Source organism: Denitrovibrio acetiphilus DSM 12809, from assembly GCF_000025725.1.
In the GTDB taxonomy this organism is placed as follows: domain Bacteria; phylum Chrysiogenota; class Deferribacteres; order Deferribacterales; family Geovibrionaceae; genus Denitrovibrio; species Denitrovibrio acetiphilus.
The window spans coordinates 1,398,270-1,415,160 of sequence record NC_013943.1 but is presented as its reverse complement, the minus strand read 5'-3'; the positions used below and the strand labels follow the sequence as shown (position 1 = coordinate 1,415,160).

Sequence of the window (16,891 nt, the reverse complement as noted above, 5' to 3'; positions counted from 1 at the left end):
TCCTTTTGATTATTAAGATTTTTCGATGCCGTAGGCTTTAATTTTTCTATGAAGATATGTCCTCTCTATCTCGAGAATACGAGCCGAACGGCTTATATTCCAGTCATTATTCTGTAAGATGTTGAGTATATAGTGTTTTTCAAAATTTTCTTTCGCATGTTTCAGAGGATATTCATACTCTACATCATAACTTTTCTGAGGAAAGTGTTTCCCCTGTATAAAATCAGGAGCGTCGTCAAGACTCATTACACTGTCTTCAGATAGTACAACCATGCGTTCAACAAGGTTTTTGAGCTGGCGAACGTTACCCGGCCACTCAAACTGAACAAACAGATGCATAAGTTCTTCGTCAACTTTTTTTAGTTCTATTCCGTTGAAAGAGCAGGCTTCTTTGATAAAATGGTTTACTAACAGAGGTATATCGTCATGCCTTTCACGCAGGGGCGGAACGACAAGCGGAACTACATTTATACGATAGTAAAGATCTTCACGGAAATTACCGTCAGAGATCTCATCCTCAAGCTCTTTATTTGTCGCTGTTATCAGGCGGAAATCAGAAGAAACAGAGGCATTGCCTCCGACACGGGAAAATGTATTATTTTCAAGGACACGCAGCAGTTTCGCTTGTGCCGACATTTCCATATCTCCAATTTCGTCAAGAAAAACAGTACCATTGTCCCCCTCTTCAAACTTCCCTTTTTTCGCCATATGAGCACCGGTAAATGCTCCCTTTTCATGTCCGAACATCTCACTTTCCAGCAGCTCGGAAGGGATTGCGGCGCAGTTGATCTCTACAAAAGAATTTCTTGAGCGTTTGGAAAGCATATGTATAAGTCTCGCAACATGCTCCTTCCCTGTGCCGTTTTCGCCTGTGATCATGACCCATGCATTTGTTGGTGCTATCTTTTCTATTTTTTTACGCAGATCAAGCAGAGGTTTGCTAGTGCCTATCAGATCGTATTTTTTCAGCTGGTCACCACGTGATTCACGAAGGTCACGCATCAGTTGAAACTTATCCTGTAAATGCTTGACAATGAGCAATATTCTCTCAAGAGACAGCGGCTTTTCAAGAAAGTCATAAGCCCCTACTCTGATAGCTTCAACAGCATTTTCAATATTGCCGTGTCCGCTTATTATCACAACCTCTAGTTCTGGAAAATATTTCTTGATCTCTTTCAGACCATCTATGCCGTCCCTGTCAGGAAGCCATATATCAAGAAAAAGTATATCAAAGGAACCATCTTTAAGTTTTTTAAAACCATCACAGAAGGTCAGTGCGTAGTCTGCCGTATAGCCTTCGTCTTCCAAAATCCCCTGAATGGTTGTACAGATACTTTTCTCGTCATCAATTATAAGTATGTTTGCCATTTATACTGCCTTATGGAATTCCATAATAAATCTTGTATATTTGCCATATTCACTTTCAGCAATAACAGTCCCGTTATGAACCTCGATAATTTTTTTAACTATCGCAAGCCCAAGTCCGGTTCCGTCAGGTTTTTTACTGAAATAGGGTATGAATATCCGGTGCAGGTCTTCCGACGGAATCCCCTTTCCTGAGTCTTCGTATATTATCCTTAATCTGTCCTGATTTTCAACAGCAGATATGCTTATGGATCCAGTATTATTTACCATTGCATCAATTGAGTTGCTCATAAGGTTTATGAACACACGCTTAAGCTGCGGTCTGTCTCCGAACATCTCTATATCTTCACAGTCAATATCTATATGTACATTCGGGTGTGATGCTGTATAAAAAGAAGCAACTTCATCAAGAAATACGCACAGAGGGAACACATCCTTTTTGAGCTCGGGGAGTCTGGCAAACATGTTAAATTCATTTACCATAGTCTGCAAACCTTCCACTTCATTAATGATGGTCTCCATGCTGCTTATGATAAAATCCTGAGTATCACCGCCTGCGGAAGTCTTCTTGTGTACACGTTCCGCAGTGAGCTTGATTGGTGTCAGCGGGTTTTTTATTTCGTGGGCAATACGGGTTGCTATCTCTTTCCATATATTAACCCGCTGAAAATTCAGCAGGTCTGTTATATCGTCCAGAACGATAACAAGGTTTTCCGCTTTCCCTTCGTGATCATAAATTTTGGTAATATTGGCAGTGAGAGTGCGCATCTCCCCTTCTATCATCATCTCAATCTGAAACTCAAACTCCCGTTCATCCGCAGCGACAAAGACAGACGCAGGGATCAGAACGTGGTCATTAAATTCTGCCTCTGCATAACGGAGAATCTCTTCTGCGTAGTCATTTGTTTTCAGAGGTTCCAGACGGCTGGTATAGTAAAATATAGCTGACTTAACATTTTTAAAAATAGAATCTATATACTGGTTGTCACGAGCTATCTGCATAAACATTTCCGACAGCTTTTCATTTTTAAGATTAAGCTCGTCATTATGCATTTTAAGACGTTTTACCATAGAGTTGAAAGCCCGGGTCATAAAAGCAAGCTCATCATCTCCTTGTACATCCACCTCAATATTCAGGTTACCTTTTGAAACTTCCACAGATGCCGCAGCGAGCAGCTCTATGGGCTTTGTAATGCTTTTGGCATAAACAAGACTCCCCCATATACCCGCAAAAACCACGAGGAGAGTTATGAGAACCAGTAGTATCTTATAAGAATTCTTAACCGGCTCAGCAAAAAACTTTGTCTGACGGTAGTTGTTGTATGAGTCCAGAATCTTTGTAACTTTGTCCGCTTCATTAACGGGTACAAGCTTATAGATAAACAGAGCACCAATTACGATATTGTTGCTCTTATTAGAAAATATGGGGTGCCCTACCCAGTAGATCTGATCGTTACCTACGAACTCGTAGCGGGCAATTGATTTCTTTTCCAATATGTCTTTTATGATGCTTTCATTAACAAACGTATTAAAGTAAAAGAAGGATTTCTCCTGAGATGAAATGCGTATATTCTGATTATTATATACTGCTATGCCGTCGATCCGGTTTTTATCTATGTAGTTAGCTGTAAATTCTTCCAGCTGGTCATATTTTGTTTTAAATAGGTACTCACCGGAAGAGATAAAGCCGGAGAGGATGTCACTTTGTTCCACAATGTCTTTTTCGAGTCTGTTCTGATATTTCTGCATCAGATCAATGGAGCTTTTCAGAGCCTGTTCTATCTGGGCATCAAACCATTTGTCGATGCTGTTGTTTATGATGGAGCTGGAAAATATAAAAACTACAAGAACAGGAACCACGGCAATAAGCGTTGAGAATATGACAAGTTTCCCCTGAAGACGAGTTCCGAATAGGTTTTTCTTCCTGTCTATAAACAATTTGCCAAGATTTCTAAAGATAAGTATCAGCACAACAAGGAGAAGAATTATATTGATATTTATAAGCAGAAAGATAGAAACGTTTGAATACCAGGGGAAGCTGGTGTTGACTATCTTTGACCCTGCAAAGAAGTTCACCAGCAGAAGCACGGCAACCATCAGGCTATAGACTGCCAGTTTCTTAATGTTAATGTCGCCCTGCTGTTCTTTTTCGTTCTTTTTAAATTTGAATTTTATCATATCTATCAGGTTTTATAACCGGAGAGCCTGTCATTGCTAAGTTTATTGTTGATAAGCAGAAACATTCATCACCTTACAGGTTTAATAGGATATTATAGCAGATAATCACTCCTGCTCCCAGTATTCCGCCGCCTGAATATCAGTTTCCCATACAGCAACCCTGTCTGTGAGCTTTCCGAATGTCTCTTTAAGCCCCTGATAAATATATCTGGCTATGTTTTCGCTGGTGGGGTTATTAACTTTAAAAAACTCCACCTGTTCGTTAAGGTATTTATGGTCGAGGGTCTCAAGTATCTCTTTCAGGCGCTTCTTCATTATCGTAAAGTCCACGAGCATCTCTGTTTCGTTCAGTTCATCACCTTTAAGGTAAGCCTCAACTTTCCAGTTATGCCCGTGCAGATTTTCGCATTTACCATTATAATTGCGAAGGTTGTGTGCCCCACCGAAGGACATCACAACACGTACTTTATACATTAAAGCATCTCCCTCATCTCTTTCGGGGAAAACTCTCTGAATTCCCCAGGCTGAAGTTCGTTGAGATTGACAGAACCGATGCGTACTCTTTTAAGCTTTTTGACTCTTATGCCGAAGTTACGGAACATATGTCTGATCTGTCTCTTTTTGCCCTCGTGCAGAACAACCTGATATCTGTCGTGGGAGTGCTGTTCAACGATACATTCACGGTATCTTATCCCTTCATAAACAATACCTTTACGCAGGTCATCCATTTCGCCTTTTTTAAGGACACGGTTGACAGTAACGATATACTCTTTCTCAACTTTCTCTTCGGCTCTCTGAAGTCTGCGTATAAAATCACCGTCATTGCTGAAAATGATCAGACCTTCACTATCATAGTCAAGCCTGCCGGAGTAAGCCGGCTTCTTTTCACGCAGAAATGGGTAGATCTCAAGAGTATCCTTCCCGTGACCGTCACCGTATGCAGTAAGAACACTTTTCGGCTTATAAAACGCCCAGTAGAAGTAGTCCTCTGCACCGCTGATGTCGTTTCCGTCCAAAGTTACCTTATCTTTTTCGCTGAGCTGAACCCACGGGCCTTCCGGCAGTTTTCCATTTACGCGCACACGTCCTTCCTCAATAGCCTTGTCTGCATCTCTGCGGGAAAGCTGGGAACGTGCTGCCAGATATTTATTGATTCTAGTCATTGTTTTGTTTTTAACTCCTGCCACTCCCGAAAAGTTGGTAGTTCGGAAATGTCGTTTATCCCCATATACTCTAGAAAGTATTTGGTAGTGCTGTATAAAAGAGGTCTCCCCGGAACATCTTTTCTGCCTGTGACTTTTATCATATTTTTCTCAAGCAGATATCTTACCGTTCCAGATGAATTAACACCTCTTATCTCGTCTATCTCTATCCTCGTGATAGGCTGCTTATAGGCTATAATGGCAGATGTCTCAAGCGAAGCACGGCTGAGCACATCGGTCTTTTCTCCGAAATAAGGCTCAAGTGCACCGACAAGTTCTTTATCAGTGACCATCTGATAGCCTCCGGAAACCATTCGTATACGCATCCCGAGTTCCAGCTTATTAAACTGTTCGACATAGCTTAGAAGTCTGTTTTCAAGGTTAATAGGGTCAAAAACCTTTCTGAAAAACTTCTTATCCAGCGGTGAGCCGGAGAGGAAGAGCGATGTATAAAAAATCCTTTGTTCTTTATCCATTGGCATCCTCCGCTGCTGCTGCGCACTTTTCTATCACTATCTCACCGAAAGTCTCTGCCTGCATGGCTTCTATGAACTTAAGACGCATAAGCTCCAGCACAGCAAGCAGTGATATCACTACTTCTCTTTTGTTTACACAGGTTTTAACTATATCTGTCCAAAAGAGTTTATTCTTTTCAAAAACTATCTCTTTGATCTTCTCTATAACATCCGTGACATCCACAATGTCTTTCTTCATCTTCATAGGTTTAACATTCGACTTCTCCAGAAGTGAGAAAAAAGCATTTGCAATACTGTAAGGGTCCTCAGTCTGCATCTGCTCTTTCGGAATGTATATCGTAGATGAGCGCATAAGCTGTTTTCCAGCCTCAACCTCTAATACACGGAGATTTTCTGCAACATCTTTGTAAAACGAGTATTCAACCAGCCTTTGAGTGAGAAGAAATTTCTCTTCCTCAGGGTCCATCTCCTCTTCTGCGTATATGTCCTTCGGCAGAAGCATTCTGGACTTCAGGTATATGAGATATGATGCCATATTTATAAATTCAGCGGCAACCTCAATATCAAGCTTTTCCATCTCATTTACGGCGACAACAAACTGCTCCGCTATAAATGCGATAGGTATGTCATAGATATTCAGTTCATTTTTGTATATCAGGTGGATAAGAAGATCCAAAGGACCTTCGAAATTTTCCAGCCGGACGTCAAGGAGCCTGCTCATATCTGGAGTGCTTTCCTCACTTTAATCATCATCTCCTCTGCCTGTGCCACAGCTTTTTTCTGCATCGGCTGAAGAAATTCGTCGATGTCATCTATTTCTGCTTCAAACTTATTCCTGCGCTCCTGAATAGGCTCAAGGAGAGCAAACATATGTTTCATAAGAATCTTTTTGCAGTCCATGCAGCCCATAGTTGCCTTGGTGCAGCCTTCGGTGATCTCTGCACGCTCATCTTCTGTGCTGAAAACTTTATGATAGTCAAAAACCGGACAGACTTCAGGATTGCCCGGGTCTGTAAGGCGCTTGCGGTTAGTGTCTGTCAGCATCCGCTTGATCTTTTTTTCAACTTCTTTCAAATCTTCGGAAAGCATTATGGCATTGCCGTAGCTCTTGCTCATTTTGCGTCCGTCAAGCCCCGGAAGTCTCGGAACTTCTGTAAGAAGCCCTTTTGGTTCCTCAAAAACCTCACAGTTATAAAGGTGGTGAAATCTGCGCACTATCTCTCTGGATATCTCGATATGGGGCAGCTGGTCTTCACCAACAGGAACATACTTTGCTCCGTACATGATTATATCCGAAGTCATAATCACTGGGTAGCTGAGGAAACCGAGGTTAGACAAATCTTTATTCGCCTGCTCCTGCTTGATCTCTTTGTATGTCGGGCATCGTTCCAGCCACGGCACAGGAGTGATCATTGACAGCAGCATAGACAGCTCCGCATGGTATATGTTATGTGACTGGACAAACATAGTGCATTTTTCGGGGTCAAGCCCGACACTAAGCCAGTCCAGCACAAGCTGTTTCCTGTTTTCAATAATATTTTCAGGTGCTTCATAGTTTGTGGTAAGGGCGTGCCAGTCAGCGACAAAATAGTTACAGTCATACTTGTCCTGAAGGTCTACCCAGTTCTTAAGCGCACCGAAATAATGACCAATATGCAGTCTGCCGGTCGGGCGCATTCCACTTAAAACTTTATCCATGATATGTAATTACCTCTATAGTAGAATTTGTAAAAAAAAGCGTATAATGGGAATTATAATAGCATCAATTGTACGTGTAAGAAAGAGCACAATAAGTATGATAAAACCGTATCTCTCGATCTTTGAAAATGCCACCGCCTGATTATAAGGCAGAAGTGACTGAACAATCCGTCCCCCGTCCAAAGGCGGAATAGGCAGCAGGTTGAAGACAAAGAGTGCTATGTTTATACGTACCGAGAGGGAGAGCATTCCCACAACAGGCACCAGAATTTTCATCGCAACTGAGCCTCTGGCTACCTCTATGTTTGAAACAAAATGCAAAACAACTGCTGAAATTATCGCAAGGAGCAAATTTGAGAAAGGACCTGCAAAAGATACTATTGCGGGGCCGTATTTGCTGTTTTTTTCCAGTCTGCCGAAATTTACAGGGACAGGCTTTGCCCATCCGAAGAGCCTTGTAACGAGCAGAAAGAGTATGCCAAGAGGGTCTATGTGTGAGAGAGGGTTCAAGGTAAGCCGCCCCGCTCTCTTAGCAGTATCGTCCCCCAGCATATACGCACTGAGACCGTGGGAATATTCATGAACGGTTATTGCGAGCATAAATGGGATCAATGCAAGAGTAATAAATCTTACGTATTCGGCTATTTGTATATCCATCAGTATTTTTACCACCTATTTATCATCAAGTCAAAGAGTTTGCAAGGCACCGGAACAGCGCCCGTTAAATTGAAGTTTAAGATATGTCCTCAGAAGATTTTGACAAGCTCAGCCGAAATATTTCTGCACAAGACTTTCTGCTATAGCGATGTCTTCTGTGTATGTCAGTTTGATATTATCCGGCGTAGACGGAACCCATGCAACTTTCTTACGAAAGAGCTCTATTGCCTGCGCCTCATCTGTGACAGCTATATCAAATTCTGATGCATTCTCAACAGCTTTTATCAGTGTTGATGTCCTGAAGACCTGCGGGGTATGAGACAAAATATATTCGTCACGGTTAACAGTGCCTTCAACCGTTTCTCCGTTAATTTTTTTAAGTGTGTCCCGCACCTTGAGCCCGCATATAGAGGAACCTGTCTTAAGAGAAGCATCTATAACAGAATGCACAAGCTCTGTTGTAATGAATGGTCGTACCGCATCATGTATCAGTACAGAGTCAGACCTTACCACTTTTATACAGTTATATACAGTCTCGAACCTCTCAGAGCCGCCCTGCACTATCCTGTAGTTTTCAATCCCGACCATAGCAAGCTGATGCTCAATATATTCATAATCAGACGGGCTCGCCCCCAGGATGAACTCCTGAAAAGGGTAAGCCCTGTTTAATGCTGTAAGCGTATAGTAAAGAACGGTATTGTCAAATATGGCAAAGAACTGCTTCTTAACATCACTGGCAAATCTTTTACCTATCCCCGCTGCGGGGATGACTGCCGTTACACTCAATTTCTCACCTTAGTAAATATGATTCGTCCTGACTCAGTCTGAAGGAGGCTTGTTACAGACACTTTAACTGTCTTTCCTATAAGCCTGCGTCCATTCTCTACAACAACCATTGTACCATCGTCAAGATAACCAACTCCCTGATTCTGCTCTTTCCCGTCTTTAACGACATTTATTTCAAAGTCTTCTCCGGGGAGAACAGTCTGGCGCATTGCCATTGCAAGGGTATTAATATTCAGGGCAAATATCTGCTGTATCTCCGAAACCTTAAGCAGATTAAAATCTGTAGTGATAATGCTTGCCTTCTGCTTTTTAGCAAGGGCAACAAGCTTCTCATCAACAGTCCCTATGTCAGTAAAATCAGTATTATTGATATCAACAGGAATTATAGTCTGCTCCTGAAGGCGTTTAAGTACATTAAGGCCTCTGCGCCCTTTCTGCCTGCGCAGGTGGTCGTGAGAGTCTGCTATATTCTGAAGCTCTTTCAAGACAAATGTAGGGATAACAAGAGCACCTTCCAGTACACCTGTTTCAACTATATCCGCTATACGCCCGTCGATCAGGGTTGAGGTATCAAGCACTTTCGGGCAGGAAGAGTATTTCGGCTGTTTAGGCTGCTTAATCGTTATAAGAGATATAACGCCTTCGACAATCCACGACGACTTCTGCCCTATCATTACACCCACATAGATTACAAAGACGTAAAAGGCTAACCTGAGAGCATCACTTGTGAAATAAGCAGCAAAAATAGAAGCGAGATAATAGCCTATTATTAAGAATATAAGAGCTCCGGCAGCTCCGCTGAAAAAACGGTAGCTTTTAATATCAGAAAGTAAAGTTTCTATAAATACAATCGCAAAAATAACTCCAAGGGAATACAACACAGCCTGTTCCATAGTGATGTCGACTTTGTCTCTGGTAAAGACAAAGATCACCAATATGAAAATGGCGTAAATTATTCTGAAAATCCACATAATATCTTATCCTCTTTCAATATAATTCTGAAGAGACTCAAAGTCCTCTTTTCTCCCGAGGGCTATAACTGTGTCTCCCGCAGTCAATATTTCATCAGGTCCGGGGTTAAAAACAAATCCTTTGTTCTTCTTATTGATAGCAACAATTATTATCCCGTGACTGCGTATGTTTGAGTCTTTTATCATTTTTTCACTGATGTGCGAGTTCTCTTTTACAAGAACTTCATCGACCATAATGTGATAGCCTGAATGCCCCATTGCCATCTCAACAAAGTTTGTGACGTTGGGCTTTATGATGCTCTGGGCAATACTTTTGCCGCCTATTGTGTATGGAGAGACAATCTTGTCTGCACCAGCCCACATAAGCTTACTGTAAGCCTCTTCCTGAGCACATTTGGTAACTACATAAAGGTCTTTGCTGAGCCCTTTTGCCGTTATGACGATATACAGGTTAGTCACATCCTGATCCACAACGGTTATCAGCCCCTTTGCATGGAGTATGCCTGCTTTTATCAGGACACTTTCATGAGTAGCATCACCAGTTACAAAAAGATATTGGTTGTCGGATGATTCGCTCTGTCTGGGAGCCGGATCAACAATAACAAAAGGGAGATTGTTCTCTGCAAGAATTTCTGCAATAATCCGTCCCATTCTGCCGAAACCGCAGAGGATATAATGATCTTCCAGCGCTTCGATTTTGTTTTGCATCTTCTTTCTCCCGAACATGTTGCGGAGCTCACCTGCAACAACATAGTCAACAAACTGGGACGCCGTATAAGCCAGAGTACCTGTCCCGAGAATGATAAGAACAATTGTAAACAGCTTACCCAGCTGGGAGAGAGGTATAACCTCACCAAACCCAACAGTTGACACTGTGATTACGGTCATATAAAGAGCATCAATGATGCTCGCTTTCTCTATGGCAACATACCCTGCAACACCGATCAGCATAGTTGCGAGTATCAGAAATGCGCCGACCCATACGAATTTTAATTTCGAATCTGACATCAGAAGATAATCCCCACTAAACGTACTAACAATGTTTTAAGGAAGTATACTACAAATATTAGTACCATGGGGCTGATATCTATCGCCCCGATAGTGGGAATAATTTTTCTAAAAGGTTCCATCACAGGCTCAGTGAGCGAGTGAATTATCTGAACCACAGGGTTGCGCGGATCAGGGCTTACCCAGCTCATGAGAGCCCTTATAATGACCAGCCATACAAAAATATCCAGCAGACCGGCAACAGACAGCAGGTTGCTTCTTGCGGCACTCATTATGGATGCCACGGGGTTTATACCGGAAGTTACTGTCTGATAGCCAATATTAACCCCTGCTATTGCAAGTGTAAAAAAGGCAAAAATTATAATCACAGCAGGCAGTATGATTCCGTTACTTTTAATAGGGAAAAATGTTCTGGTCAGCTTTACCCAAAATGAAGCAATACGTTTAAAAAACATGGCATAATGCGTCATGCTGGCATTACCGGCAAAACCGCCCAGAATAGTGCTGACAATATAAAAAAGCATAAGGAAAGTCAGAATGTCCGCCAACCCAGCCAGTAAAGCTATAATAATGCCGTACCCGGTAAGCATAAAGATCACCAGACCGTCCAACAAAACTGCCAGTACTAAAAAAATCGGCAGAATATTATCCGCACCTTTTTTGGTCAGTTTAAAAGCCTTCTCAAGGACAGGGTCTGTCATTTTTGCCACCAGTTTGCCCAGTGGATTGAAATAAAGCTCCTGTCTTGTCATAGCAGATCTGAACATAAGAACCACGAGATAAAATTTTATAACCGATTGTAAAAGTCCCATAATTTCCTCTTAATATTGCCTGTGCCCGAAGAGTGCAGTCCCCACACGAACCATAGTGCTCCCCTCTTCCACAGCAACCTGATAATCACCACTCATCCCCATGGACAGAGTGTCTATATTGTATCCCTTTATATCATTGCACTTGTCAAACATTTTTTTCATTCTCGTGAAGTAGCATCTATTATCCTCAACATCGTCCACGAGTGGAGGCATCATCATAAGCCCTCTCAGATGCAGATTAGGGCAGCTTCTGATGAAATCACAAAGTTGAAAAGCATCCTCTTCGCCTGTACCGCTTTTGTTTTCATCATGTGCAATATTCACCTGTACCAGAACATCCTGAACACGGTCTTCCTTTTCAAAATGCTTCTGCATAAACTCAGCAAGTTTTTCAGAATCCACAGAGTGGATCAGGGCAAAGTTATTTTTCAGATACTTCACCTTATTTGTCTGAATGTGTCCGATAAAATGCACCTGAACATCCGGTCTGGTCTTCATTAAGGATGCAGATTTATCCAATGCTTCCTGAATACGGTTTTCACCGTAAATAGTATGTCCGGTGGTATCATATGCATTTTCGATATCTTCCAGCGGGAAACGTTTACTAACAGCTACGATAGTAACATCATGTGTTCGACCGCTGCGTTTTTTAGCCTCTTCAACGTCTTTTATAATATTTTCAAGCCTGTCCTTAAACAATGCTCCGCCTCACAATTACACCTGTCATTCTGCCGGTATTCCCATTGTCACGCCTGTATGAGTATAGGTTTTCATCGGTAAAAGTACAGTTTCTCAGGTGTTCTATATTAGTTATCCCTTTCGAGATGAGATTTTCTTCTATCACCGTCCTCAGGCATAGCCTGAAACTATTTCCGTCCTGCTTGACAGCCTTTGGGCAGATTTTATCAAATTTTTCTGCGAGCTCAACGCCCACTTCATATTTTTCTGCTGAGATGCCAGGGCCTATACCTGCAAAAACAGGAAAATCATTATACTTTTCAAACATCTGTATGCCGGCGGTCATGATGTCAGCCGAAACAGACTTATGTCCGCAGTGAAGTGCAGCAATCCCTTTCTCTCCGGCGAAAAAAAGGTTATAACAGTCAGCCGTCAAGACACCTAATGCCATATCATTTTCAAGAGTGAAAAGCCCGTCCCCTTCGCTAAAAAGGACATCCACACGATTCTCACTAGTGATTTCTATAACATCTTTCCCGTGTACCTGAAACAGCGTGTTCAGACTTTTCAGACAAAAAACAGACTGTAAAAGTTCAATGTTTTTAATAACATCCCTTGGTTCATCTCCATTATAAACAGCAGTATTCATACTGTCGAAAACACCTTTGCTGTATCCGCCTTTTCTGGTGGTTACAAAACAATCTACCCCGTCAGGAGTGTGCTCATAGGATTTAACAAGAATACCCGACTTTTCAAAGTCCATAAACATACCTCTATCTACTTATACTACAAGAGGTTTTTTGAATCATCAAGTAAAAAGGTCTTTTTAAGCGACCGAGCCCTCAGCTTTTGCTACTTCTCTGTCAATCATCTGAACAAAAATGAGTGAGCAAACCGCAAGGATTACACCTGAAAAGAATGATATGCGATAATCAAGAAGCCACAACGCCCCGCCCGCAACAGGGATGAACACAGCAGCTATGTGATTGATAGTGAAGCCCATTGCCATACCGTTTGCAAAGTCTTCAGGGTCAGCTATCTTCTGATAAAATGTCCTTATTGAAATTGCAAAATTAAAAACGATGTGGTCAATGATATAAAGTCCCGCAACAATCAGCTTACTGTCTGTGAGAGCATAGGCTGTAAAGACAAAAATAAGTGTTCCATACTCCAGAGACAGCATCCTGCGTTCCCCAAATCTATTTATCCCCTTCCCTATAAGAGGGTTAAAGAAATAATTAACTGCATTGTTTACAATAAAAAGACCAGCTACTTCAGTTGCTGAAAAATTAAATTTCTCCACCATCAGAAAAACTGAAAAGGCTACGAAAATCTGTCTGCGTGCACCGGATAAGAAAGTTAGAACATAGTAAAGCCAGTATTTCTTTTTAAGATAAAGTTTCTTTTTCTGAACAGGCTTGTTAGGGTCTGTAGGATCCAGCGTCAGACAGTATATCCCGGCGATAACCACTAAAACTCCGGCAACAAAATAGATATACTTATATTCTATAAACTTGAGCAATAGGATAACCATTACTCCGGCAATTATATTCGTCCCTGCGGATATGCTTCGCAGTCGGCTGAAAACGATAGGAGATGTCCGTTTATCAAAATACTGTATAGTAAGCGACTGATTAACAGTTTCGTAATAATGAAACCCAAAAGACATAATCATAGTGGTTATGATAAGACCGTAAAAGCTGGGGAGAAAACCGGTGAGACCAACTCCTGCACCAAGGACTATGATACTAACCGGTGCAAGTTTATGCTCCGGAAGCATGATTATGGCGAGGATAACAAGCAGTGCCAGAAAGCCCGGAACCTCACGCAGGGACTGTATGATCCCCATCTGATAACCGTCAACATTGCCAATTTCAACAGCAAAGTTATTGAACATAGACCGCCAGCTCTGATAGCCGACGTATGCTGCAATGTTCATAATGAGGAGAAAAAGATACATCCTGCTGTTTGATTGATCTGTCACTTAAGCCTGTCCAAAGTATTAATAAATACCATATAATCATTTTCAGTGAAAAGGCATAGTAAAATTTTGTTAAGTTTTGTACCGGACAAAATCTTTTCTATCACAGCAGAGATAATAACTTCCGCAGCATCTTCAAGCGGATACCCGAATATCCCCGCTGAAATCGCAGGGATAGCAATGTCGGATAAGTTATTTTTATCAGCAAGTTCTATAGATTTCATAACGGCTGACTTTAAGTATTTCTCAGGTTCCGGATCAACTCCATATCTGGGCCCAACGGCATGTATGATATAAGTCGTTTTAAGAAATCCTGCTCCGGTCATGACAGCTTCGCCAAGAGGGCATGAGCCTATTTCGTCACACTCCTCCTGTATGCTTCTGCCGCCCTTTGCGGCAATGGCACCGGCAACACCGCCGGTCATTTTAAGCTGACGGTTGGCGGGGTTCACAATAGCGTCAGTGGTTTGCTTAGTAATGTCCCGAAGTGCTATCTCCAGAACAGTACCGTTTATCTCTCTGGTTACGCCCATTTTACTAAATTCAGCTCAAATATATTTTTAACAAAATCGTGTGAAGGCAGCACGGCAAAGCCGACTTTCATCTTCCCTGCCCTGCCTATCTTATATGTTGTTTTATAGTAATGCCCGCCGTTGCTATCGTCAACGTGCGACAGTTTAACGAAATCAGGATCTTTCAGAACACCACTCTCACCGTCGAAGTCCACCACAGCATAAACATTAAGATGCGTATGATCTATTTTCGGGGAGACTATCGAAGCCTCAAAAACAACATCAGACCCCATCTCCATACTGTCACCCTGAACATTGGTATAGCTGAACCCTGAGTTGTCCCAGCCGGAGATAACAGAATCTTTCCACTCAAGATATTCGTCAATAGGAGCAAAATTATCAACAGATATGTCTTTATAAAGGTTATGCAGAGGGATATAGAACTTATCTGTGTATTCCATGACCATTCTGGAAGTGTTAAAGAACGCCGCACACACTTTCACAGCCTGCTTCATCATGTGCATCCATTCTCTCGGTACGCCCATTCTGTCACGGTTGTAGAAAAGCGGAACTATCTCATTTTCCAGCTTGTCGTAGATCTCCATGCTCTCTATATAGTCCTGATATTCTTCTTTGTCATACTGTTCACCGGAGCCGATGGCAAATCCGGTTTCACCGTTATAACCTTCGTCCCACCAGCCATCAAGTATAGAGAAGTTCAGTCCGCCGTTAGCGGCTATCTTCATACCGGATGTACCGGAGGCCTCCATAGGTCTTCTCGGTGTGTTAAGCCATATATCAACACCGTGAGCAAGATGTCTGGCTACTTCAATGTCGTAGTCTTCTATGAATACAATTTTGTCTCTGAACTGAGGCTTACGGCATATATGGAATATCTTTTTTATGATCTCCTTACCGCCGTCATCTTTCGGGTGTGCTTTCCCTGCAATCAGTATCTGAACAGGTCTTTCGGGGTCATTAAGTATCTTTTCAAGCCTTTCTTCATCCATAAAGAGCAGATATCCCCTTTTGTAAGTTGCAAAACGTCTGGCAAAGCCTATTGTCAGACAGTCAGAACGGAGCACATCATCAGCTTTCGTTATCTCGCTGGCTGTACCGCCGCTTTTGATTACATGTTTTTTCAGTCTTTCACGGGCAAACATAACGAGCCTGTCCCGCTGTTTTTCCTTCGCTTCGAAAAGTGCAGAGTCAGGTATCTTTTCTATATCGTTCCATACAGAAAAGTCGTAAGGCTTGTGCAGCCACGCTTCTGACATATATCGTGTATAAAGTGTTTTAAAATTTTCAGCAATGAACGTAGGAAGATGGACACCGTTTGTAACATGATCGATAGGCACATATTCCTCAAGAGCGTTGTTCCAGAGCTTCCGGAACATCTCACGGGAAACCTGACCGTGGAGTTTGCTTACGCCGTTACGGAATGTGGAAAGTCTGATTCCGCATATCGCCATTGCAAACCCTTCATGTTCATCAAACGGGTTCTCTCGTCCGAATCCCATCAACTGGTTGATGTTGAAGCCTGTTTCAGCAAAGATAGGTCCCAAAAATCTGTTTATCTGATCTGTACTGAAAACGTCAAAACCTGCCGGAACAGGTGTATGTGTTGTAAACAGTGTTGATTTTTTTACTATTTCCGCAGCTTTTTTGAGTGACACACCGTCATGAACATACTGCCGTATACGTTCCAGAGCGCAAAAAGAAGGATGCCCTTCATTCAGATGATATACTGTCGGTTTTTTACCCATAGCAAGGAGTGCTCTTGCACCCGCTATTCCGAGGATTATCTCCTGCTTGAGGCGCATGTCGCTGTCTCCGCCGTAAAGCTGCCCTGTTATTTTTCTATCCTCAATGTCATTTGTTATGACGTCAGTATCCATAAGATACAGCTGGATAACACCTACAGTCATCTCCCAGACCTTAACAGAAACATTTCTGCTGCCCAGCTTAACATTGACTATGAGCGGTTCGCCCTCGGCATCCGTCACCTGCCTTAGCGGCATCCGGTGAAATTCGTTATATGGAACAGACTGCTGCTGCCAGCCGTCCGTGTTTAGGTATTGATGAAAATATCCGTTTCGGTAAAGGAGCCCTACAGCAATAAAAGGTATGCCAAGGTCACTGGCAGACTTACAGTGGTCGCCGGATAAAACACCGAGACCGCCGGAATAAAGCTTTACTGACTCGTGTATGCCGTATTCTGCGCTGAAATATGCAACACACATATCTTCTGCACGTTTCCCGCTGTGAGCAAGGTCAAACCATTTAGGAAGGTCTTTATACTCTTTAAGTCTTTCATGGACAGTATCCATAAAGTTCATAAAAACCGGATCTGATGTCAACCTTCCGAAATCTTTTTCGGTAAGCTTAGATATAACCCATACAGGGTTATGACCGCACTCTTCCCAAAGGTCATAGCTTATCATACGGAAAAGCTCTCTTGCTTCCCAGTTCCAGCTGTACCATAGATTATGTGCTATATCTTCAAGAGGTTTCAGTGCATCAGGCAGCTTTGTTTTTACATTAAACTCGTAGACCTTCATAACTTT

At 42.2% G+C, this 16,891-nt stretch carries 17 protein-coding genes; all 17 read right to left on the bottom strand.

Annotated features, from left to right (window positions below; all coding sequences use genetic code 11):
* Nucleotides 1-12 precede the first annotated feature (12 nt).
* Nucleotides 13-1,368 carry a sigma-54-dependent transcriptional regulator gene (locus DACET_RS06870; protein ID WP_013010663.1) on the bottom strand — a complete coding sequence of 452 codons (1,356 nt, stop codon included), beginning with the start codon at nt 1,366-1,368 and terminating at the stop codon, nt 13-15.
* Nucleotides 1,369-3,543 (bottom strand): sensor histidine kinase, encoded by a 2,175-nt coding sequence (locus DACET_RS06865; RefSeq protein ID WP_013010662.1) that lies wholly within the window; start codon nt 3,541-3,543, stop codon nt 1,369-1,371.
* Nucleotides 3,544-3,648: 105 nt separating this feature from the next.
* On the bottom strand, nt 3,649-4,017 hold the full coding sequence (gene queD, locus DACET_RS06860) for a 6-carboxytetrahydropterin synthase QueD (RefSeq protein ID WP_013010661.1): 369 nt from the start codon (nt 4,015-4,017) through the stop codon (nt 3,649-3,651).
* Entirely contained in the window at nt 4,017-4,706 is a 690-nt protein-coding gene (locus tag DACET_RS06855; RefSeq protein ID WP_013010660.1) for a pseudouridine synthase, read from the bottom strand. The genes queD and DACET_RS06855 overlap by 1 nt, the downstream gene beginning before the upstream one ends.
* Nucleotides 4,703-5,221 carry an SMC-Scp complex subunit ScpB gene (scpB, locus tag DACET_RS06850; protein WP_013010659.1) on the bottom strand — a complete coding sequence of 173 codons (519 nt, stop codon included), beginning with the start codon at nt 5,219-5,221 and terminating at the stop codon, nt 4,703-4,705. The genes DACET_RS06855 and scpB overlap by 4 nt, the downstream gene beginning before the upstream one ends.
* Entirely contained in the window at nt 5,214-5,942 is a 729-nt protein-coding gene (locus tag DACET_RS06845; RefSeq protein WP_013010658.1) for a segregation and condensation protein A, read from the bottom strand. Before DACET_RS06845 ends, scpB begins: the two co-directional genes overlap by 8 nt.
* Complete coding sequence (trpS, locus tag DACET_RS06840) at nt 5,939-6,919, bottom strand: tryptophan--tRNA ligase (RefSeq protein ID WP_013010657.1); 981 nt, start codon at nt 6,917-6,919, stop codon at nt 5,939-5,941. The genes DACET_RS06845 and trpS overlap by 4 nt, the downstream gene beginning before the upstream one ends.
* A 15-nt stretch (nt 6,920-6,934) precedes the next feature.
* A complete protein-coding gene (locus tag DACET_RS06835) occupies nt 6,935-7,576 on the bottom strand; it encodes a site-2 protease family protein (protein WP_013010656.1) in 642 nt (213 codons plus the stop codon).
* A gap of 108 nt (nt 7,577-7,684) precedes the next feature.
* Nucleotides 7,685-8,362: a 2-C-methyl-D-erythritol 4-phosphate cytidylyltransferase gene (gene ispD / locus DACET_RS06830; protein ID WP_013010655.1), complete on the bottom strand. Its 678-nt coding sequence runs from the start codon at nt 8,360-8,362 to the stop codon at nt 7,685-7,687.
* On the bottom strand, nt 8,359-9,333 hold the full coding sequence (locus DACET_RS06825; protein ID WP_013010654.1) for a PIN/TRAM domain-containing protein: 975 nt from the start codon (nt 9,331-9,333) through the stop codon (nt 8,359-8,361). The genes ispD and DACET_RS06825 overlap by 4 nt, the downstream gene beginning before the upstream one ends.
* Nucleotides 9,334-9,339: 6 nt before the next feature.
* Entirely contained in the window at nt 9,340-10,341 is a 1,002-nt protein-coding gene (locus DACET_RS06820; RefSeq protein WP_013010653.1) for a potassium channel family protein, read from the bottom strand.
* Entirely contained in the window at nt 10,341-11,153 is an 813-nt protein-coding gene (locus DACET_RS16445) for a YggT family protein (protein WP_013010652.1), read from the bottom strand. The genes DACET_RS06820 and DACET_RS16445 overlap by 1 nt, the downstream gene beginning before the upstream one ends.
* A gap of 9 nt (nt 11,154-11,162) precedes the next feature.
* The gene (locus tag DACET_RS06810) at nt 11,163-11,852 is read right to left on the bottom strand and encodes a YggS family pyridoxal phosphate-dependent enzyme (protein WP_013010651.1); all 690 of its coding nucleotides are present in this window, start codon (nt 11,850-11,852) and stop codon (nt 11,163-11,165) included.
* Nucleotides 11,845-12,594: a purine nucleoside phosphorylase YfiH/LACC1 family protein gene (locus DACET_RS06805; RefSeq protein ID WP_013010650.1), complete on the bottom strand. Its 750-nt coding sequence runs from the start codon at nt 12,592-12,594 to the stop codon at nt 11,845-11,847. The genes DACET_RS06810 and DACET_RS06805 overlap by 8 nt, the downstream gene beginning before the upstream one ends.
* A 63-nt stretch (nt 12,595-12,657) precedes the next feature.
* Complete coding sequence (locus tag DACET_RS06800; protein WP_013010649.1) at nt 12,658-13,815, bottom strand: MFS transporter; 1,158 nt, start codon at nt 13,813-13,815, stop codon at nt 12,658-12,660.
* Nucleotides 13,812-14,345: a macro domain-containing protein gene (locus DACET_RS06795; protein ID WP_013010648.1), complete on the bottom strand. Its 534-nt coding sequence runs from the start codon at nt 14,343-14,345 to the stop codon at nt 13,812-13,814. Before DACET_RS06795 ends, DACET_RS06800 begins: the two co-directional genes overlap by 4 nt.
* Nucleotides 14,336-16,885, bottom strand: a complete 2,550-nt coding sequence (glgP, locus tag DACET_RS06790; protein WP_013010647.1) for an alpha-glucan family phosphorylase — start codon at nt 16,883-16,885, stop codon at nt 14,336-14,338. Before glgP ends, DACET_RS06795 begins: the two co-directional genes overlap by 10 nt.
* Nucleotides 16,886-16,891: the final 6 nt, after the last annotated feature.